A 20,676-nucleotide genomic window follows, 5' to 3' on the forward strand; every position below is an offset into this window, starting at 1 on the left:
TAGTCACCCCTTCGTCCCACCGGGCCCCGGAACGAGCAGCGCACCGGGGCCCGGTCACTACCCACCGCGGGCGTCACGGCTCAGGTGGCACTTCTTGTACTTCACCCCGCTGCCGCACCAGCAGGGCTCGTTGCGCCCGGGACGATCCTTCCTCCGGGGCGCGGGGAGCGGAGGCAGCGACTCCAGCACGCTCTGGAACATCGCCACCAGCCGCCGACGTGCACGCAGGGCCCGTTCGACCTTCTCCCGCTGCGCCCCGCTGAGCGTCCCTCCGAGCGTCTCGATGGCCATCGCCAGCTCGATGACGGACTGGTGGGCGAAGAGATCCTCCTCGTCCTCCGCCACCGAGCACGCATCCAACGCCCGGACCAGGGGCTCGAGCGTCCGCGCGTCGCCGTAGCGCGCCAGGTTCATCGCCCCCTGGACGGGGTCCTCCTCGAACTGCTGGAGGAGCGCCGCGTAGATGCGTTCATCCTTCACACCGCCCCGTGACAACAGGGAGAGCAGCCCGAAGCGCTCGTCCGGGGTCCGGGCACGGGCGAGCGCCTCCAGGGCCACGGGAGTCACCGCCGGCCCCAGCTCCTCCAACCCGGACAGGAGCGTGTCATAGAACACCTCCCCAGGCATGGAGCGCATGAGTTGCTCCACCAGGGCGGGCACGGCCGCGAGGTCCCTCCGGCGAACCAGCAACCTGGCCGCGTGGATGGGCGCGAAGCCTTCTCCCGGAGCCCTCATCTCGGCCAGTGACGCGTCGCTCAGGATTTCCACCAGCGGCGCCACCACCTCGGGGCCTCGCGAAACGATGTCCGAGCTCAAGTCCTCGGGGAGCTCCGCCGTGTGCTCCAGCAACCGGCGCACGAGCGCACGAGCATCACCGGCCCGCATCGGACCCACCTCCCTGGAGCGAGGAGCGAACCTCCTCCACGAGCAGGGGATCGCTCGCGGCCGCGAACTGCTCGGGCAGCGCCGAGAGGATCTGCCAGGCCCGCTCCCACCACCGCGCCAGCTCCTCCGGCGCCACCAGCCCCAGCCTGACGAGGAACTCGCCCCAGGGACGCAGCGCGAGCGCCGTGGCGGCATGGATGTGTGGATGCAGGGCCCGCTCCTCCACCATGCCGCGGACCCAATGCTCCAGGTCACTGAGCACGGGCAGCAGCAGGAACATGGCCCGCTCCGCCCTGCCATGGTGCCCGAAGGGGCCGGGCAACAGATTGAAGAACTCCGGGAAGAGCAGCTGCGTGCGCCCCAACGGCCACCCGTGCCGCGCCCGCAGCTCCGGCTCGAGGGCCATCACCAGGACCCGCTGCTCGTCGAAGAACGCCTCCGAGGACAGGTCGACCACCTGTTGGCCCGTCATGCGCAACCACTGCGCCCGGCCGGTGCGCAGCAGCAGCCCCTCACGCACCCAGAGCGGAACCACCTGGGCGAAGGGCACGAGGAGCGCATCCAGTTGATCCACGGACAGGTCCGGCGACTCCCGGAACGCCGCGTCCATGCAGGTGAGGACCGAACGCGTCACGTAGTCCACCCGGGTCCACTCGGCGACCGTCTCGTCGTCGCGCACCCGCGGCCACGCCTCCATCAGCCCCGCCCGCGCCTCATCGAGCCGCCCCCGGAAGAGACACCACTCGGCCAGCCGTGACACCAGCTCCGCGTCCCCCGTGAGCCGCGCCACGGACACGAGCGCCTCCTTCACATCCCGGCCCGGCAGGCGCAGGGCCAGCTCCGCGCGCCAGGTGCGCACCGCCGGCTCCGCGTCGTGCACCTTCGGAGCCCGCTCCTTCCACGCGTCCAGCAGCCCCTCGAACTCCGCGTACCGGCCGGCCGCCGACAGGGCCTCCTCGACGCGGCTGCCCACCTCGAAGGCATCCTCCTCGTCGAACCCCGGGTGACTGGCGGCCTCGCGCGCCAGTGCCAGCTTCTCGTCCACGGAGGCCTCCGCCAGACGCTCGTAGAAGGTCAGGGGCAACCCCGACGCTTCCCGCTCACTCCCGGTGGCCCCACTCGAATCCGTCGGGAGCCGCTGCCCCCGCGGTGCCTTGTCGTGCCGCTTGTTCCCCATGGCCGCCCACTGTAGACGTGACCGGAGAAGTTGGCACGAAAATATGACCTTTGATGTCGGGTGCACACCCGTGTGCTGCTGCCCCCTCGCCCAGAGGGAGAGGGGACTACCGCTCCGTGACCTGGAGGGTCAGCTGCTCGGACTCCGAGATGAGCTCCCGCATCAACTCCGCCGCCGGTTTCCCTCGAGACAACGCGGCCGCCTGACCCGACCAGAGCGCGATGAATCGGGAATCGCCCCGCGCCGCCGCCGCACTTCGCAACGGCGTCGTGGCCGCGTGTTGGAGCGGGTACGGAAGAAGCTCCTTCGTGTCCGCGAGCGCCTCCGTGAAGGCATTGGCGAGCCCACGGGCCGGACGGCCGGAGAAGGCTCGCGTCACCACCGTCATGTCGTCCCGCGCCTCCCGGAGCGCGGCCTTGTACACGGCGGCGATACCCGACTCGGGGCACGTCAGGAAGGCCGTCCCCAGCTGCACGCCACCCGCCCCGAGCACGCGCGCGGCGACGATGCCCCTCCCATCCATGATGCCGCCGCTCGCCACCACCGGGAGGCGCACGGCGTCCACCACCTGGGGAACCAGCGCCATGGTGCCCACCAGCGCCGCCTCGAAGGGCCCCGCGAAGGTGCCCCGGTGGCCACCCGCCTCGCTGCCCTGCGCGACCACGACGTCCACGCCCGCGGCTTCCAGCAACCGCGCCTCCCGCACCGTCGTGGCGGTCCCGGCGAGCACCATCCCGCGCGCCTTCAGCCGCTGGAGCACCTCGGCGGGGGGGATCCCGAACGTGAAGCTGAACACCCGGGCCCCGCTCTCGGCGATGGCGTCGACCTGCTCCTCGAAGGGCGGGAGCGGGGAGGCCGGCGGCTGGGGCGGAGCGAGCCCCAGCTCCTGATGGTAGCGGGCCAGCACCGCCAGCATCCGGCTCGGGTCGACCTCGCCGGGCGGGGGCAGGGGCGCGAAGAGATTGATGGCGAAGGGCCGGTCCGTGAGCTCGCGGACGCGGCGCGAGTGCTTCACGATGTCCTCTGGCTTCAGGTAGGCGGCCCCGGTGGAGCCCAGCCCGCCCGCGTTCGACACGGCGGCGACGAGCTCCGGCGTCGTGGCTCCGCCCGCCATGGGCGCCTGGATGATGGGGTGCTCGACTCCGAACAACGACGCGAGGTGACTCCAGGCGTTGGACCGGGGCATGCCGTCCCTCCCATGGGGTTCGGCCGCTACATTAAGAGCCCCGGTCCTCCGGGTCAGCACCGCGGTGCGTCTAGGGCACCGAAACCGTGTCGACGATGACGGTCAGGGAGTCGCGCAGCTCGGAGACGCTCTGCGCACGGAAGAACCCACCCTCGCCCGCCTTCGCGATGCTCTGGAGCATGGGGCTGTCCGTGCCGTAGCCCACGACGTACGTCTGCACGGGCTCGTGGCCGGGCCGGTCGCCACGCAGATCCATGTGCGACAGGAAGAAGGCCACGTCATCCATGAAGTTCTTGTTGCCCACGCCCAGACCGGCCGGCCAGTTGTAGTCGGTGTAGTCGCAGTCCGCCTTGGTGTACGTCCCGCTGGCGGGGGGATACTTCACGGCCTGGTCGCAGTAGTTGATGCCTCCCACGCTCGGGTTGTGCTCGGGGTCGGCCGGGTTGAACCGGACCGGCGACTCATCCGGGTGCGCGGCCCCCTGGGCGATGAGCAGCTCCATCATCTTGGTGATGGGCACCGAGTTGTCCTCGTAGCGGGGCGTGCCTCCCGTCACCACGACGACGGCCGTGCGCTGGTTGTCGAAGCAGATGGACCTGTCATCGCCCTCGGCCGCCTCCCAGGGCTGGCCCGGCAGATAGATTCCCCGCTCGTCATCGATGTACGGCGCCTTGAGCCACTCGTCGGGGGCGGCGGCCCAGGTCGCACCGAACTGGCCCGTGTACGGGTTGTCATAGGTGCCACCGTCGCAGCATCCCGGCCAGCCCCAACCCGGATCAATGGGCTGCGCGAACCAGTTGCCCCACTGGTTGTCCAGCATCTGGGAGGAGAAGTAGCCGCCCAGGCCGAACAACGACTCACCGACGTTGCGGTCCAGGTTGCGGAATTGAATCTGATTGACGGCACGCATCAGACCGGCACGGTCGAGCGCCGTCTCGTCCACGGTGGGGGTGGACTTGTCACAGGTGGGGCTCATCCCCATGAGGAGCTCCGGCGGATCGAACCAACCCTGGTCCCTTCCGAGGGTGGCCAGTCCGATGCGCACGTTGGACGCCTGGGCGATGACGTCCTTGAGCGCCTTGCGCGCCACCACGAACTTGGGCGGACGCACGTTGAGGACACGGCCGCTGACGACCCACTTGCGGAAGGCCTCGGGAGGAAGCGGCGCCTCACCGGGATTCGGCTTCGGGCCATCGAGACCGGGCGAGGTCTGCGCGGAGACCATCGGGCCACGCCACCAGCCCCTGGTCGTCAGACACGTCATGCACTCGTCCATCATGGGCGAGTTGAAGTACGCGTCCTTCCAATTGGTGACGGTGTAGCAGGCCGTCAGCGCGTCGCCGTGCGAGTTCAGCGAGTTGAAGTCGCTGGAGACCGAGAACGGGTACTCATCCGTCTGCCAGGCCAGACGCCGCCCCCGCGAATGATAGAACCTGTCGGGCTCGAAGAACTTCGAACCCAGCGTGGAATCCGCGTCGATGCTGACGGAGCCATTCTTCGCCGGATCCGAGCTGTCCTTGTCGAACCAGCTCATCGCGGCGACCAGCGCCGGGTCCGTGCAGCCCGTGTTGATGTTGTGTCCGGCGGGCCCGTCACCGCCGAGATCGCCGGGGGCCGGGTCCTCGGGGGTGGGATAGAAGCCGGGCGTGAAGGCCTCGGGGAGATACTCGGAGTACTCCTGCATGGCCCCGTTGTTGTCCACCAGGAACATGACATTGGAGGGAGGAGACCCCTCGGCCAGACTCGCGACGGGGAACAACCCCGACACGCCAGCCGCCATGATTCCCACCGTCAAACCCAGCCGCTGCCCGGGCAGCCGCTTCCAAAAAACCTTCCCAATACCGGAATCATCGTGCATTCGGGGGCTCCTCGAACGGATTCGATGCTTGGTTATGGATACACCAATGAACATTCGAATCCAATGCCCCCGATCGGCATGGATGTTCTTTCCAGGATGACGCGGTGCGCTTCGAGGGCATGTTAGGACACATGCCCATGATCAGGTACGTCGCCCTGCTGCGCGGTATCAACGTGGGAGGAAACAAGAAGGTTCCGATGGCTCGGCTCCGCGAGCTGATGCAAGGACTCGGTTACACCGACGTCGCGACACTCCTCCAAAGTGGTAACGCCGTTTTCTCGAGCAAGGAGAAAAACACGGCGAGGCTTGTCAAACAGCTCGAGGCCGCCCTTGCCGAGACGTTCGGCTTCGAGGTCGCCGTCGTCATCCGGACGAGGGACGAGCTGGCCGCGGCGATCGAGGCCAATCCCCTCCCGGGTGCCGAGGACGCGCCCTCGCAATTCCTGGTGACGTTCCTGTCCGACGCGCCGGATCCAAAACGGCTCCGGGAGATCGACCCGGCGGCGTACCTGCCAGACGAATTCCGCGTGGTCGGGCGGGAAATCTACGCCCGGTTTCCCAATGGCATCCGGGATTCGAAGCTGGCCACCCTGCTCGGCGGAGCGCGATGGGGAGTCACCGCGACGGCACGCAATTGGAATACCGTCACGAAGCTCCTGGAGCTCGCCAACAAACACACAGCGCCTCCACGTGGATGACAGACATTCCCCGGGGAAATCACTTACGCGCTGGGGTGCCTGGACGTGATGCCCGGCTCGAAACAGCCGGGCATCACGTTTCACATCACACGGCCCGTCCTCAGTTGGTCGTGAGGCGCAGACCGTAGACGCTCAGGATCTCATTGACCGGCTGGAAGTACGTCGTGCCGCCCGAGGTGCAGTTGCCCGAGCCGCCGGACGTCACGCCCTGCGCCTGGCTGCCGGAGATCCACGAGCCGCCCGAGTCACCACCCTCGGCGCAGGCGTTGGTCCGGGTGAGACCCGAGACCGAACCCTGGGGGTAGTTGACGGTGCTGTTCTTGGCCTGGATGGTGCCACACCTCCAACCCGTCGTGGAGCCGGAGCGGCACACCGAAGCGCCCACCGCGGCCTCCGAGGAGCCGGTGACGGACACGGTGGTGCTGCCGCTGTAGCGGTTCACCACACCACGGGGCGTCCAGTTGGCGTTGACCTTGACCCAGGCGTAATCATTGCCAGGGAAGGACGAGGCCTGCACGGTGCCCTGCGCCACCCGGTTGGAGCCGGAGGTGGTGGTGCCGCGGGCGCCACAGTGACCCGCGGTGACGAAGCCGCCGGTCACGGAGAAGCCAATCGAGCAACGCGAGCTGCCAGGGTAATAGGCATCACCACCGCGCACGTCGTACAGCGGGCGGGGCCGCTCGGCCGAGGGGAGCACGAGGATGGAGCCATCCTTCTTGTCGGCGCGGGCGAGGAACTCATCCACGCGGGACTTCGACATGGCCGAGTCATCGGCGAGCACGACGACGGTGTTCGTGGCCACGTCGACGTACCAGGCGTGGATGGCCGGGTCGGCCTCGGAGGCGCCGCGGTCCAGCTCCTCCTTGATCTGCTCGAGCTGCTTCAGGCTCCGGGTTACCAGCCGCGGCTCGGCGCCAGCGAGACGAACGCGCTCGGCGCTGGCCTCATCCGTGACACCGACGATGAGCTTGCTGCCATCCTCGTTCAGCCAGGCGCCGCCGAAGCCCTCACCCAACTCCTTGTTCAGCCTGCTCTCGAGGCGGGGAGCCGCCGCCTCGACGGCCAGACGCTGACGGACCTGCGCCTCGGAGAGGCCGAAGTCCCGCTGCATCGTGGAGATGACCTCCGGCGACACCTTGGCGAGCTCTGCATCATCCGCGGAGGCCGCCGCGGCGGTCATCGGGATGCCTTGGATTGCCAGTCCAGCGAACAGCGCCGTCATGGTGGACAGAGCGTTGAGCTTACGGATCATGGACTTCTCCCTCGGGGGTTGTGGCCTTTCAGCCAGGGGTGGGGGACGTGAGCGCGAACTCACGCGGGAGAATCTCTACGCTCAACCATTAAAACCATCAATACCCGGAAAGCCGATTTCGACAACCTGGTAGTATTTTGTAATGCGGTTGCAACATCGTCATGACCGTCCGCGTTGCAGGAATCGAACCGGGAACGAAAGACTCCAAACAAAGACAATGAGCGAGAAGGCCGTGATGCTTGTCATTTCAACGCATCACGTCAGACAAACGGAGAACGACCTCGCGGCGCTTCTTCCTCGACGGGCTCGCGGCTTCCGACCGGTAGGTAGGGAGGCCCGCCCCCTCTCCGTCTTCCCGGGTACGTGTTAGGGTCGAACCCGGCTTGAGTGGAACCCTGGTGGGATTGATACAGCGCGTCATCGTTTGCGTCCTCGTGAGCGGGAGCGCGAGCAGTGCGGCTCACGCGGAGCCGTGGAGCGCCGTGCTGCGGACATCCTCTCCAGAAGATGAGGCGCTGGAGGGCCGCATCCGGGGGCAGATCAGCGACCTCCCCCTGGTACTGAAGGTGGACCCGGGACCCGAACCCGGCCCGGACGCCGCGGAACAATGGAGGGCCGTCGTGGCCCTGGCCGAGCATCACCAGGCCCGTGCGGTGATCTGGTTCAGCCACACACCGCGAGCACTCGTCATCCACATCGCGGAGCCCGCCACGCGACGGATGCTCGTCAGGCGGCTCCAGCACCAGGAGCCCCCCACGACGTTGAGCCGCTCCGCGACGGCCGAGACCGCCGCCCTGGTGGTGCGCTCCGCGTTGAAGGCGTTGGATGCACGGCTGCCCGTGGGAGAGCCCGTGGAGGTGGCGCTCGAGCCGGAGGTGCCGCCTCCTCCTACTCCGCTCCCTCCTCCTGCTCCGCTCCCTCCTCAGAACCGCGAGGCCTCCCCCTGGACGCTGGCCGTGGGTTGGCAGGCATCCCTCGACGGGAACAGTCCACGAGGCCAACAGGGGCTCCAGCTGGGACTGGGATGGGAGAGAGGATGGCTGCGTGCGCGCGTGCTGCTGCTGGCGAGCCTCCCCGCCCACCTCACCGATGAATACACCCGGGTCTCCCTGTCGAGACACGCGGCCAGCGTGGTGGTGGATGCGTCCCCGCTGTCCACGGAGCGATTCCGTCTGGGCGCGGGCCTGGGCGTGGGCGTCGCGGGCTTCCTGCGGAGCACCGAGTCCCTGGCACCCGCGGCCGAGGCGTCTCCCCCCCGGCTCACCCCCACCCCCTACGCGAGCCCGGAGCTCTCGGCTCGCTGGCGCACGGGCCCGGTGGCTCTGGAGACGTCCGTGGCCGTGGACGTGCTGGCCGGAGTACCCACCCTGACCTACCAGCGGGCGCAGTCGGTCGTCGTCCGGAACCGGCTCTGGGGCGTGCAGCCGCGCCTCGGACTGGCGCTGGTCCTCGGGTCCCCATGAAAACCCATGACCCGAAATCGCCCGGCCCTCCCTCCATCGGGCCGATGACGGCATTGAGCAGGGAGGGACTGCGCGCGGTCGGGTCTCCCGAGGACAAGCGCATCCAGGCGGTATTGGCGGGAGAGCGGGACGCGGCCGAGTCGCTGTTGACGGAGCTGTTGCCACGCGTGCGCAACCTCGTGCGCTACCTGCTGCGCGGGGACTCGGACGTGGACGACATCGCCCAGGAGGCGCTGATCGCCATCCTGCGAGGGCTGCCCACCTGGCGCCGGGAGGGCTCCTTCAAGTCCTGGGCGGACCGGGTGGTGGTGCGGGTCACCTTCGCGGCGCTCAAGAAGGTCCGCGCCGATCAGCAGCAGAGCGGCGGGGACGTGGTGGATCTGGTGGCGGTGCCCTCGGAGGACGCACCGCCGGACGACTACGTCTTCCGGCGTGACATGGTGAAGTTGCTCGACAGGCTGTCCGACGAGCGTCGGCATGCCCTCGTGCTTCATTACGTCCTCGGGATGAGCGTGCCGGAGATGACAGAGGAGCTGGGCATCCCCTTCGAGACGGTGCGCAGCAGGTTGCGTCTGGGAAGGGGCCAGCTCCGGGAGCTTTACGAGAAGGAGTCGAGCCGTGGGGGGAGTCAGGAATGAGTCGCTCGACCGATGAGCACGAGGAGCCGTTCGAGCTGCTCGGATTGTTGGACGAGAGCTCCGGGCCCGCCCGGCGCATCTCCCGGCAGCGGTCCGCCGAGCTCGTCCAGGGGGCACTCGCCACGTTCGAAACGCAACCGGCTCCGAAACGAAGACGGTGGAACGCCCGGAAGGGCATGTGGGTCACCGGGGCGTGCCTGGCCCTGGCGGGCTCGGCGGCGGCGGGTATCTGGCAATGGCGTTCGTCTCCCCCCTCGGAGCCCGCGCCGCGGATGGCCCTGGCGCCCGAGGAACCGGCACCCGCCCGGATGGAACCCACTCCCACGCCGGTGGAGCCCGCCCCCGCGCTGGTGGAGCCCGCCGCGGTAGTGCGTCCGTCCCCGCCGGCGCCCAGGGCCCGGGCCCGGGTCGCCGCCGCCGAGCCGGAGGACGTGTTGCGCCAGGCCAACGAACGGCGGGCCCAGGGCCGGTGGCGCGAGGCGGAGACGCTCTATCTGCGGGTCATCCAATCCTCTCCAGGCACGACGTCGGCGTACGTGGCGCACGTGGCGTCCGGGGTGCTGCGGCTGGAGCACCTGGGAGACGCGCGAGGCGCCCTGCGCCAGTTCCAGCAGGCGCGGCGGATGCAGCCGGGGGGCTCGTTGAGCGAGGAGGCGAGCCAGGGCGTGGCGGCGGCCTGGCGGGCGCTCGGAGACGAGGCGCGTGAAGCGCGGGCCCTGGAGGAGTTCCTCGCCGCGCACCCGGACTCCCTCTTCGCCGAGCAGGCCAGGCGCCGGTTGAAGGAGCTGTCCTCGACGGCCCAATGACAGACACCTCCGCGAGGACACACATGCCTTGGCGCTTCGGACTTCTGCTCGCGCTGGTCTCGGGAGGAGGCTGGAGCTGTTCCCTCGTGGATCCGGTGGCCTCGTTGCACGACCCGGAGGGTGATGGCCGGAGCGAGTACTGCGCGGGACAGGGCTCCACCGGGTTCGTGGACCTGGCCGCCCAGACCTTCCAACACGCGCTGTGCACCTGCGAGGGGCTGACGGTCAGCACCCCCTTCGTCACCGATGCCTTCCGGAGCTCCCAGGGCCCCTGGTCTCCCGGGGGAAGAGGCGCGTCCATCGGGACGAATGGAGATTTCTCCAACGCGGCGTCGATGCAGGTGGGAGGCTCGCTCCAGGTAGGAGGCACACGCGGCATCCAGGCCGCCACGACCCTGTCCATCGCGGGCGAGCTGCGAACCCGTGGCTCGCTGGAGGGCAATGGCCCCGTGTCGGTGGAGGAGGACGCGCACGTCGGAGGCGACATCACCCTCGGCGAGCTGACGGTGGGCGGGATCCTGACGCTCCCGCCGGAGCGCAACCTCTCCGTGTCGGGTTCGTTCCAGGTGTCCGAGCTGCGACGCGAGCCCGTGGCCCCCCTTGCGCCTCCGTGCCCATGCGACGCGTTCGACGGCGAGGACATCGGAGCGCTCGTCAGCGGCCACGTCACCGACAACCACAACGCCTCCATCGGGCTCGACCCGGCGGCGCTGGATGGCTTCTCGGAGGACCGCACCCTGGAGCTTCCGTGCGGACGGTTCTATCTGAGCCGCATCGCGGGTACGGGCTCGGCGAAGCTCGTCGTGAGGGGTCGGAGCGCGTTGTTCGTCGGAGGGGATGTGGACGTGGGGCGCCGCTTCGAGGTGGCGCTGCTCGAGGGCGCGGAGTTGGATCTGTTCATCGCGGGCCGGCTGTTCGCGGCGGAGCGGCTCTCGCTGGGCTCGGCCCGCTTTCCCTCGCGCCTGCGCGTCTACGTGGGCGGCCCCGGCTCCTTCGAGGTACCCGCCTCGAGCCTGCTGGCGGGCAACTTCCATGCGCCCGAGGCCAGCATGGACATGAGTGAGAAGCTCGAGCTCTTCGGCGCGCTGCTGATCGGCCGGCTGGCCTCTTCGGGGGAGGTGTCCATCCATTACGACCTGGATGTGCTTCCACCCCCCACCCTCTCCCATCCCCCAGAAGGGTGAGACGACGAGTTTTTTGACCCGAAGCGACAACCGGCCACCTCCATGCCCGATAACCAGCGAAACGCTGGAAACCCGCTTGAGCGGAGGAGCCGTCTTTGTCCTATATCGCATCTCCCTTCCGCAAACTGGCCGTGGGAGCAGCCTTCCTCTCGTCGCAGATCGCATGCTCCGGTCAGCCCGAGGTCCCCGCCGAGGAGACGGAGGGCACGCGGGAGCAGGCCGCGCTCGCCACCCGGGTCGTCGGCTACTTCCCCACGTGGAATGGTGACGTCAACGCCATCCCGTACGACAAGCTCACCCACATCAACTACGCCTTCGTCGTGCCCACCGCGCAGGGAGGCCTCACGGGGCCGGGCAGTGGGGACAGCCGGCTCAGGTCGCTGGTGCAGAGCGCGCACTCGCGAGGCGTCAAGGTGTCCATCGCGGTGGGCGGCTGGAACGACGGGGACGACTCCGGCTTCAGGAGTCTGGCCGCCAACGCCAGCACGCGCACGGCCTTCGTCAACAACCTGGTGAACTACGTGACGCAGGCCGGGTTGGACGGAGTGGACATCGACTGGGAGTACCCGGATCCGGGAACCGAGTCCCAGAACTTCGCGCTGTTGATGAAGCCGCTCCAGCGGCGGTCAGCGCGTGCTGCGCCTGTACGCCAAGAACCATGGCGCGGCGGAGATCGGCTCGGGCGCCGTCTCCGGCTGGACGAAGTACACCCTCCCCAACATCCACTTCTCCAACGGCTACATCGAGGTGGGCGTCTACAGCGATGCCCTGGCGAACAACTGGGCGGCCCTCGACCAGTTCGAACTCGTCAAGCAGTGAACCCCTGAGACCAAGTAATCCTGGAAATAATAGCAACAACCGCATATCACGGCAGTCCCCCCAAGGAGTATCGAATGGCTTTGAACGTCAAGAAGGCACTGCGCAGCCGTTGGATGTTGATGGCCGGAGTTGGAAGCCTGCTGCTGGGAGCTTCCGCCTGCTCGCCCGAGGCAGCGCTCGCTCCGGAAACGCCGGAATCACTGAAGCAGCCCCTGGCGGCCCCCATCGGGCAGACCATCTGGCTGAAGGCCTGTCTGACCGGGAAGTTCGTCTCGGCGGATGGCAACCTCGGAGCGACGGCGCCGCTGGTGGCGGACCGCGCCGCGGCGGCGGGCTGGGAGTTGTTCCAGATCGTCGATGCGGGCAACGGCACCATCGCGCTGCGCGTCAGCGAGACCGGCAAGTACGTGTCTGCCGACACGAACCTCGGAGGCCAGCTCGTCGCCGACCGCACCGCCATCGGTGACTGGGAGCGCTTCACGTGGGTGGACTTCGGCAACGGCACCATCGGCCTGATCGCCAAGAGCACGGGCAAGTACGTGTCGACCGACACGAACCGCGGCGCGAACGCGCCCCTGTACGCGGACCGCACGACCGCCGGCTGCTGGGAGGCGTTCTCCTTCGGAACCTCTGGAGGCACCGGGGGCTGGAAGCAGATCTGGAGTGACGAGTTCAACGGCACCAGCGTGGACACGTCCAACTGGAGCTACATCACCAACATCCACGTCAACAACGAGCAGCAGCAGTACACGACCTCGCCCAACAACGTGCAGGTGAGCAACGGCACGCTGAAGCTCATCGCCCGCCGCGAGTGGAACAACGGCTACCCGTTCACCTCGGGCCGCCTGGAGAGCGCGGGCAAGCGCGAGTTCCGCCACGGCGCCATCGAGGCGCGGCTCAAGATGCCCGTGGGCCCGGGCCTGTGGCCGGCGTTCTGGCTGCTCGGCAACGACATCAACCAGCCGGGGGTGGGTTGGCCGGCGTGCGGCGAGCTCGACATCATGGAGAACGTCGGCTACGGCGATTGGGTCTCCGGCGCCCTGCACGGCCCGGGTTACTCCGGCAACACGCCCATCAACGGCCGGTTCTACCCGAGCTCCCCGGTCAGCAACTGGCACACGTACCGCACCGAGTACTCGCCGACCGACATCAAGTGGTTCATCGACGGCCAGCTGGTCAAGACCACGCTGAAGTCGGAGGTCACCCGGTACGGCAACTGGGTGTACGACAAGCCCATGTTCATCATCCTGAACCTGGCCGTCGGTGGCGACTACCCGGCCGGAGTCAACGGGGCCAGCCAGCCGTACCACGGCGTGCCGCAGTCCACGGCGGACCTCATCGGCCAGACGCCGCAGGCGTTCGAGGTCGACTGGGTGCGCGTCTATCAGTGGCAGTAGTTGGGTGAGGCAACGCGGCGGGGTTGGAGGTGGGGTCCAGCCCCGCCGCCGCGCTCAGCCCTCCCGGGGTTCCACGGTGGACCGCCCATTCGGGGGCGAGAACCGCCATGACGAGGGTGTCGTGCCAGGCGCCCTCCCAGAGGAGGCTCTGCCGCCGGACGCCCTCGATGACGAAGCCCGCCTTCTCATAGACGCGCCGGGCCCGGGGGTTGAAGTCGTAGACCTCCAGCTCCACGCGGTGCATGCCCACGGTCTCGAAGGCATGCCGCAACATCAGCCGGGTGGCCTCCGTCCCCAATCCCCGGCCGAAGGCGTGGGGCCCCGTGAGGCAGATGCGGAAGCCGCAGGCGCGATTGACCTCGGAGAGGTTGTTGAGCACCACTTCGCCCTGGCACTCATCCGTGGTGGCATCCGCGACGGCCAGGTCGAGGCGCTCCGACACCGCCCCCCGGCTCGAGTACCACGCGTCCACGGACTCCCGGGTGAATGAGCTCCGCGAGCCGGTGAGCCGCATGCACTCCGGCTCATGGAGCATCGCCCAGAGCGAGGGGATGTCTTCCTGACGGAACGGCCGGAGCACGACGTGGGCGCCACGGATGACGGGCTTGTGCGAGAACATGGAGCTGGAAACCATGACCCGAGCGCCGGTTCCACGCAACGAGGAGGAGCAGGCGCCTGGCGCCCGGCTGCCCGGTAGGACGCCCTCCCTTGCCGTCATGGGTTCCCGGCGCTATAAGTGAATGGAAGGTTCACGATTCCGCCATGGCCCAGTACCTCAAGGATGCAGTCCAGGAAGGCATCGCCTCCGCCGCGCTGAAGGTCTTCGCGCTCAAGGGGTACACGAGCGCGACCATGGCGGAGATCGCCAAGGCCGCGCGCATCTCCACCGGCAACATCTACCGGTACTACGAGAACAAGAGCGTCCTGTTCGACGAGGTGGTCAGCGACGATTTCGTCCGCACCTTCACGGCCCTCCTGCGCCAGAGGGTGAAGTCGCTCGACGGGGTCTCCGACGTCCGGACGCTCGGACCGACGGCCGCCTTCCATCTGGCCTCCGAGGAACTGCTCCGGTTCTGCATCGACCATCGGCTGCGCGTCATCGTGCTGCTGGGACGCGCCCAGGGCTCCCGCCATGAGGAGTTCTCCGAACGGCTGGTCCAGGAGCTCATCCAGCTCGCCGTGGCCCACTTCCGCTCGCTCCATCCCGGCACTCGCGTGACCGAAACGACCCGGTTCAACCTGGAGCGCATCTACCGCAACCTCGTGGGCGCCTTGGTGGACATCCTCACGCGCTTCGAGGAAGAGCCCCTCATCCGAGAGGCCGTCGAGGGTTATTCCAGATACCACCTGGCGGGGCTCGCGAGCCTCTTGGGCTGATATTTTTTTGTCACATAAATGAACCGTCCGTTCATTTATGTGGAGTGCACGGCGCGCAGGCCGGAATGGACCGGCGAATGGAGGCGATCATGGCGGGGAAGATTCTCATCATCGGGGCAACGGGCGCGGTGGGCCGCGAGCTCCTGGCGAAGCTCGAGACGAGCGGAGAGGAGGTGCTCGCCGCCACGCGAGAGCCGGCACGCGCCGCGTCAGGCGTCCGGACGCGGGCCCGCTTCGTCGCGTTCGACCTCGAGCGGCCCGAGACGTTCACCCCGGCCCTGGACGGAGTGGATCGCGTCTTCCTGATCGCCCGGCCCGGAGACGAGCACTCGGATCGGCTCGCCCTCCCCCTCATCGACGAGATGAAGCGGCGGGGCGTCCAGCACGTCGTCGACCTGAGCGCCATGGGCGCCGAGCTGCGGAGCGGCTTCGCGCTGCGGAAGGTGGAGCTGTACCTGGAGGACTCGGGTATCGGGTTCACGCACCTGCGGCCCAATTGGTTCATGCAGGTGTTCAGCTCGGGGACCCTGCTCTCGGGCCTGCGCGCGACCGGCGAAATCCGCATCCCGGCCGGCCACGCGAAGATCTCCTATATCGACGCGCGCGACATCGCGTCCGTCGCCGCCCTGGCGCTGACCGGGCCCGGCCACAGGGGGAAGGCCTACACGCTCACCGGAGACGAGGCGTTCGATACCGCCGAGGTCGCACAGTTGCTCTCGCACGCGGCCCAACGGCCCCTGCGGTACGTTCCCCTCGGCGAGGACGAAGCGCGTTCGGCGCTCCGGGGGGCCGGGTTCCCGGATGAGTGGATCGAGCGGTTGATTCACTTCTACCGCCTCGTCCGCGAGGGGTTCTGCGCTCCCGTCTCACCCGATGTGCGCACGGTGCTCGGACGCCCCGCGCTGACCTTCGCCCGGTTCGCGCAGGAGCATGCCTCGCTCTGGGCCACGCCCGGACCTGGGAGGTCATGACGTCCTCGAGGTCCCAGGTGTCAAGGCGTGTTACCAGCGGTAACAGTGGTTACCAAATCACACTGGACGCGGTGCGGCAGCACGGGACTTCCAGAGTGAGGGCGATGTGGTACGGAGGTTGCGTTCTCAGCGCCAGGCACCCATCGACCCCACAACCCCAGGGAAGCCATGAAGACAGCTCGACTCGCCGCATTGATCATCTCGGGGGGACTCTGCTCGGCCACCCAGGCACTGGCCCAGACGACGACCCCCGGCACCGGTGATGCCACCGCTCCGGCCGCCACCCAGCCCGCGCCAACTCCGACGCCGCCCCCGGCCGTCGCCACCCCGCCGGCTCCGGCCGCCGCCAGTGACGACGAGAACCTCTTCCGGTTCTACGGCACGCTCAACCCGCGCATCGTGGTCGCCGACGGAGCGGTGGAGTCCTTCAACCAGCCCAACGCCTCCGCCGTCACCGCCGCGGGCAACCCCGCCTACGCCATCGCTCCGGACAGGTCCCGCCACACCTTCCAGGTGGCGCAGTCGCGCGTGGGCTTCTGGCTCAACGAGAAGGGGCCCGTGCGGGCGCAGCTCGAAGTCGACTTCGTGGACTTCACCAAGGCCACCCCCACCGTCGCCAGCCTGCCCCGTCTGCGGCTGGCGCACGTGGACTACACCTTCCACCCCGGCCACACCGTGTCACTGGGACAGGACTGGGATCTGCACGCCCCCCTCAACCCGCACGGCATCAACCTGGTGGGAGCGCTCTTCCAGGCGGGCAACAGCGGCTTCATGCGCCAGCAGGTCAAGTACCTCTACAGCAAGCCGAGCTTCGAGCTGGGCGTGGCGGTGGGATTCCCCGCCCCCAACGTCACGGCCAGGGACGCGGCCCTCGAGATTGGCGCCCTGCCCACCTTCGCGGTGCGCGGCACCTACAAGTTCGGCAAGAACCGGGTCGGCGCATCGGCGCTGGCCACGCGGATTCCCTTCAACTTCGGCGCCGCGGACGAGCGCTACGCCACCGCCTACGCCGCCGCGCTCTTCACCGAGCTCGCCCCCTCCGACAACACCAACATCCGGGTGGAGCTCAACCACGGGCAGAACGCCGCCAACCTGGGCCTGCTGACGCTGGCGCAGGGCCGCGCCAGTGAGGACCTGCGAGAGATGGGAGGCTACATCTCCATCCGCCAGGTGCTCACGGGCATGCACGCCGTCTACGGCATGGCGGGCTACCAGAAGGTGCTCGAGCCCTCGAAGGTGGTGCCCAACTACGCCTATGCCGCCACGACCGGGGATGCGCTGCCCGCGCTCGGCAGCGCCACGAACGCGGGCACCGGGCCGGGCCTGCTGCACAACGGCACGGTGCGCCTGGGCTACGAGCTCAAGCCCTCCCGCTGGCTGGCCTTCGTGCTGGAGGGCTTCCTCTTCCAGTCGCACTTCCGGCTGCAGACGGTGGACGTGGGCCGCTTCGAGGCGGAGCGCACCGCGTTGGGAATCGAGACGGGCGCCATCCTGAGCTTCTGAGTCAGGGCTCAGTTCACGGGCGGCTGGCGTGAGTCGTCAGTCGCCCCGGGGCGACCCAGACCCCTGTTCACCGCGGGCAGCGACGCGGTGACCGGGCCCACGTAGAAGACGCCGTGGTAGCCCTCCTTGTTCCGCCGCTCGAACAGGTGCACGAAGAAGCGGTCCCCGTTGTCCTTGCCGCGCGCGGGCCGCACACCGCACTCCAGCCGAGGGTTCGTGGACTCCGCCGCGCAGATCCACGCGGAGCCGCTGTCGTAGGCCATGTCCAGCGCCACCACGTCCTCGAGCTGCCCGGACAGCAGCAGTCCCATGGGCTTGAAGCTGGCATCCCATGGCAGACCCTGGACGGTGCGCGGGTGGATGTTGCCGGACACCACCAGGAAGAAGCGCCCCGGCCCCTGGCGCACGTGCGAGAGCACCGTGGCGGCCATGGCGTCCTCGTGCGCCTGCCCCTTCGTGCCGGGGTGGTCGAAGACGAAGACATCCACGTCCAAGCCCCGCGCGCGCAGCAGGCGCAGTTGCTCCAGCAGGTTGGCCATGGCCTCGCTGCTCCGCCCATCTTGATAGGGATTGCGCCAGAAGGGCGCCTCCATCAGCTTCAACCAGTCCTCCTCCGTGCCAGCGCTCCGCAGGAAGGTGGCCACGCGCTCCTGCTGGACCACCGGCAGCTCCAGTCCCACCGTCACGGGAGTCCCACTCGCGGCCGTCTGGCAGGCGCTCTGCGCGATGAAGCGCGGCACCTCCTGCGTGCCATGCAGCTCGCCCAGCAGCAACACGCCCCCGGGCTTCACCCGGGCCGCGAGTCCGGCGATGGGCTGACCACACTCCACCGCCAGCGCCGCGAGGGGCGCCCCCTTCTTCACCTCCGGCGCCTCCGCTCCCCGCGCGCTCGGCTCCTCCCGCCTGGCCAATCCGGGCGCCAGCGACTGGTACACCTTCCACTCCATCACCAGGTCGCGCGAGCCCTGCGCCGAGCCAGCCACGATGCCGTTCTCCCCTCGTGGCATCTCGCCCATCTTCGCCAGATCCTCGGCGCTCTGGTACCAGTCCATCCCATCCGGTGAGGCCTCGATGTCCGAGCCCCCGCCCGGGCCCCCGGCCCCCAACCCCCGGTCCACACTCCAGTCGATCTCGTCTCCCGCGCGAGCCAGCGTCCTGTTCGCGGTCCGGGTGACGCGGATGATCCACAGCTTGCTCCGCGTGGGCGTCTCGCGCTTGCCCTGCACGAGGTAGCGGTGCCAGTAGCCCGCCACCCTCGAGCCCCCGAATTCCTCACGCCACTCCGTCTCCAGGACGAAGTTGCCCTTGTCCTCGCGGAAGGGCAGACCGTTGTCCGTGAAGAATTGGCGGACGGAAGGCCAGACCTCCTCCAACGGAGCGTCGTAGATGGCCTCCTCGCCCGGAACCTCCCATGCCTTCAGCCCCGAGGCGCAGCCGACCAGCAGGACCGCGAGTCCCATCGACACGAATACTCCCGAGCGCATCATCGACCCTCCGGGCAAGAACCGTGACCCGGCGATTCAACGACCCGCGAGGGAAAGACATATCGGGCCTACTTCACCCGCTCTCCCGTCTTCTGCTCGTACCAGTGGAACGGGCGCAGTACCTGGACATGGGTGCCCGCGGCGCTCGCCTCCACGCCCAGGGGAATGGGTCCCACCTTCACCAGCATCACCGCGTGAGGCGAGCCCCCGACACTCTCCGCCCTTCCTCGCAGCTCGAGCCCCCTGCCCCGAGCATGCAAGCCTTCCACCTTCGCGCCCTCGGCTCCCAACGACACCGAGCCGGAGAGCTCCAGGTTCCTGGCGGTGAGAAGGGACGAGAGCACGCGGGGCAAGGAGCCCTGCTCGGTGAGCAGGGCGATGAATGGAGTGGCGTTGGAGAAGCTCCCCGTGAAGCGCCCCTTGAAAGACAGGGGTGACAGGGAGAGGGTCGCCTCTGGAAAGTCCAGGGTGCCGTCCCAGCCATGCGCCTCGTCCCGGCCGCCCGTTCGCACGGAGACGTCCCGCAGCAACACGCGGCTGCCATGCAGCGTCACCCTGTCCTGGTGGAAGGCCAGCTTCCGCATGTCGACATCCACCAGGACACGCCCGCCCAGCGTCGCGCCGCCCCAGCGCGCCTGGAGGTCCTCCGTGCTCAGCTCCAGGTGGGCCTCGCCCCCTTCCATCTCGGGATTGGCATGGGACGAGGCCTCCAGCGTCAGACGGCCGGACTCCACCTGGAAGGACGGCCCCAACCATCCGTTGAGCAGACGCAGCTCCAGGGGATTGCTGCGCGCCGCTCGGAGCACGAGGTGGACATCGGGGAGTGGTTGGCCCAGGCGCGGGGACTTCGCGCCCAGCAACACGGTCATCTCGGAGGTCTCCAGCGCCGGCCCCGCTCCCCCCTCCAGCCGCACCGGCCCCAGGGTGAGCTTCAGTCCGAAGCGATCCGCTCCGTCCTCTCGCTCGTACACATCCGCGCGCAACCGCCACGGTGCCTTCAGCGCCAGGGGGTTCACCATGGGCAGCACGAAGGGCGCTCCCTCGCCTTCGATCCGGGTCCCCGGTGCGAGGCGGCCCTCCTTCACATGCACATCCGCCTCGATGCGCCCCGCGCCCCCTCTCAGCACGACTCCGGCGAACCGGGGCGAGAGCCGCCGCAGCCCCTCGAGCGACGGGAGGGAGGCGGTGAAGCGAAGCCGCCCTTGCGTGAGCCCGGTGATGAGGTCGAGCCCCTCGGGCTCCTGGCGCTGCACCTCGAGGGTGACTTCTCCCGCTCCCTGTTCCACGTGGGCCACGGCCGCGCGTTGGTAGAAGAGCTGGCCCGGTCCGAGTCGTACCCGCGCGTCCCGCACGAGGACGCGCCGCCCCGGTGTCATCTCCAGGCTCCCGGTGACCTCCGTGATGCCCGTGAGCCGCGCCTCGTTCCACAGCAACTCGCGCACCTCGTGGACCCGCACTCCGTAGAGCGCCAGCTCCCAGGGGTCATCGGGTCGCGACGCCTTCGTCGAAGTCTTCGCACCACGCTCGGGTGTCACGGTGTGGAGCAGGACGCGCAGACCGCGGACGTCCAGGGACTCGGTCTTCAACCGCCGCGTCAGCAGGGAGAGGAGGGACAGCTCCACCTCGACCTGCTCCATCTCGAGCTGCCAGTGGCCACCGTTGAGTTCCTCCTGCCGCAGCGTCAGGTCCCGGACGTGGACGTGTCCGGGAATCAGACTCCAGGCCCGGCTCCAGTCCACGCTCAAACGCCCGAGGAAGAGATTGAGCACCGTGGCCAGGAGGCCGGTCACGAGGAGCGCGTTGTAGAGCAACTCCAGCACGAGCAGCGCCCCGAGTCCTCCCAGGAGCGGACGGCGCCACCGGGCCAGGCGGCGGGAGACAGGCGAGAGGGAGGAGAGCGGCGGCATCCTTCGCCTCAAGGAAGGCACCCTGCTCGCGAGCCGCGAGGGGGTGAGCCCACTCTCGTGGGGCGAGTGTC

At 68.7% G+C, this 20,676-nt stretch carries 18 protein-coding genes and 1 pseudogene; 11 read left to right on the forward strand and 8 right to left on the reverse strand.

The window, feature by feature from the left end:
• Positions 1-57: 57 nt before the first annotated feature.
• From JQX13_RS10560 to JQX13_RS10575, 4 genes are all read right to left on the reverse strand, one after another.
• Positions 58-885, reverse strand: coding sequence for an SEC-C domain-containing protein (locus tag JQX13_RS10560; RefSeq protein ID WP_203408908.1), 828 nt, complete (start codon positions 883-885; stop codon positions 58-60).
• Positions 872-2,062: a hypothetical protein gene (locus tag JQX13_RS10565; protein WP_203408909.1), complete on the reverse strand. Its 1,191-nt coding sequence runs from the start codon at positions 2,060-2,062 to the stop codon at positions 872-874. The genes JQX13_RS10560 and JQX13_RS10565 overlap by 14 nt, the downstream gene beginning before the upstream one ends.
• 106 nt (positions 2,063-2,168) lie before the next feature.
• Positions 2,169-3,248: an NAD(P)H-dependent flavin oxidoreductase gene (locus JQX13_RS10570; protein ID WP_203408910.1), complete on the reverse strand. Its 1,080-nt coding sequence runs from the start codon at positions 3,246-3,248 to the stop codon at positions 2,169-2,171.
• Between the two features lie 70 nt (positions 3,249-3,318).
• Positions 3,319-5,106: a hypothetical protein gene (locus tag JQX13_RS10575; protein WP_203408911.1), complete on the reverse strand. Its 1,788-nt coding sequence runs from the start codon at positions 5,104-5,106 to the stop codon at positions 3,319-3,321.
• A 137-nt stretch (positions 5,107-5,243) separates the two neighbouring features.
• Here JQX13_RS10575 and JQX13_RS10580 point away from each other — a divergent pair, with 137 nt between their 5' ends.
• Positions 5,244-5,804: a DUF1697 domain-containing protein gene (locus JQX13_RS10580; RefSeq protein ID WP_203408912.1), complete on the forward strand. Its 561-nt coding sequence runs from the start codon at positions 5,244-5,246 to the stop codon at positions 5,802-5,804.
• Between the two features lie 100 nt (positions 5,805-5,904).
• Here JQX13_RS10580 and JQX13_RS10585 read toward each other — a convergent pair whose 3' ends face one another.
• Positions 5,905-7,056, reverse strand: coding sequence for a S1 family peptidase (locus tag JQX13_RS10585; RefSeq protein ID WP_203408913.1), 1,152 nt, complete (start codon positions 7,054-7,056; stop codon positions 5,905-5,907).
• A gap of 383 nt (positions 7,057-7,439) precedes the next feature.
• Here JQX13_RS10585 and JQX13_RS10590 point away from each other — a divergent pair, with 383 nt between their 5' ends.
• From JQX13_RS10590 to JQX13_RS10615, 7 genes and pseudogenes are all read left to right on the forward strand, one after another.
• Positions 7,440-8,519, forward strand: a complete 1,080-nt coding sequence (locus JQX13_RS10590; protein ID WP_203408914.1) for a hypothetical protein — start codon at positions 7,440-7,442, stop codon at positions 8,517-8,519.
• On the forward strand, positions 8,516-9,157 hold the full coding sequence (locus tag JQX13_RS10595) for an RNA polymerase sigma factor (RefSeq protein ID WP_203408915.1): 642 nt from the start codon (positions 8,516-8,518) through the stop codon (positions 9,155-9,157). The genes JQX13_RS10590 and JQX13_RS10595 overlap by 4 nt, the downstream gene beginning before the upstream one ends.
• Entirely contained in the window at positions 9,154-9,963 is an 810-nt protein-coding gene (locus JQX13_RS10600) for a tetratricopeptide repeat protein (protein ID WP_203408916.1), read from the forward strand. Before JQX13_RS10595 ends, JQX13_RS10600 begins: the two co-directional genes overlap by 4 nt.
• A 23-nt stretch (positions 9,964-9,986) precedes the next feature.
• Positions 9,987-11,147 carry a DUF7305 domain-containing protein gene (locus tag JQX13_RS10605; protein WP_203408917.1) on the forward strand — a complete coding sequence of 387 codons (1,161 nt, stop codon included), beginning with the start codon at positions 9,987-9,989 and terminating at the stop codon, positions 11,145-11,147.
• Positions 11,148-11,278: 131 nt separating this feature from the next.
• Positions 11,279-11,710 (forward strand): annotated as a pseudogene (locus JQX13_RS53880) (glycoside hydrolase family 18 protein); the annotation flags it as partial.
• 70 nt (positions 11,711-11,780) lie between these two features.
• A complete protein-coding gene (locus JQX13_RS53885) occupies positions 11,781-11,966 on the forward strand; it encodes a hypothetical protein (RefSeq protein ID WP_239015570.1) in 186 nt (61 codons plus the stop codon).
• Positions 11,967-12,040: 74 nt separating this feature from the next.
• Positions 12,041-13,363, forward strand: coding sequence for a family 16 glycosylhydrolase (locus tag JQX13_RS10615; protein WP_203408918.1), 1,323 nt, complete (start codon positions 12,041-12,043; stop codon positions 13,361-13,363).
• Here the strand turns inward: JQX13_RS10615 and JQX13_RS10620 are convergent.
• Positions 13,302-13,982 carry a GNAT family N-acetyltransferase gene (locus JQX13_RS10620; RefSeq protein ID WP_203408919.1) on the reverse strand — a complete coding sequence of 227 codons (681 nt, stop codon included), beginning with the start codon at positions 13,980-13,982 and terminating at the stop codon, positions 13,302-13,304. The two genes, JQX13_RS10615 and JQX13_RS10620, sit on opposite strands and share 62 nt — an antisense overlap.
• A gap of 143 nt (positions 13,983-14,125) precedes the next feature.
• Between JQX13_RS10620 and JQX13_RS10625 the strand changes: the two genes are divergently transcribed.
• The 3 genes from JQX13_RS10625 (at position 14,126) to JQX13_RS10635 (ending at position 17,214) form a co-directional block, all read left to right on the forward strand.
• Positions 14,126-14,740, forward strand: a complete 615-nt coding sequence (locus tag JQX13_RS10625) for a TetR/AcrR family transcriptional regulator (protein WP_203408920.1) — start codon at positions 14,126-14,128, stop codon at positions 14,738-14,740.
• An 89-nt stretch (positions 14,741-14,829) separates the two neighbouring features.
• Positions 14,830-15,711: an SDR family oxidoreductase gene (locus tag JQX13_RS10630; RefSeq protein WP_203408921.1), complete on the forward strand. Its 882-nt coding sequence runs from the start codon at positions 14,830-14,832 to the stop codon at positions 15,709-15,711.
• A gap of 168 nt (positions 15,712-15,879) precedes the next feature.
• Positions 15,880-17,214 (forward strand): hypothetical protein, encoded by a 1,335-nt coding sequence (locus JQX13_RS10635; protein WP_203408922.1) that lies wholly within the window; start codon positions 15,880-15,882, stop codon positions 17,212-17,214.
• An 8-nt stretch (positions 17,215-17,222) separates the two neighbouring features.
• Here the strand turns inward: JQX13_RS10635 and JQX13_RS10640 are convergent, their stop codons facing one another.
• A complete protein-coding gene (locus JQX13_RS10640; RefSeq protein WP_203411970.1) occupies positions 17,223-18,698 on the reverse strand; it encodes a hypothetical protein in 1,476 nt (491 codons plus the stop codon).
• Between the two features lie 68 nt (positions 18,699-18,766).
• A complete protein-coding gene (locus JQX13_RS10645) occupies positions 18,767-20,605 on the reverse strand; it encodes a hypothetical protein (RefSeq protein WP_203408923.1) in 1,839 nt (612 codons plus the stop codon).
• Positions 20,606-20,676: the final 71 nt, after the last annotated feature.

The organism is Archangium violaceum (assembly GCF_016859125.1).
In the GTDB taxonomy this organism is placed as follows: Bacteria; Myxococcota; Myxococcia; order Myxococcales; family Myxococcaceae; genus Archangium; species Archangium violaceum_A.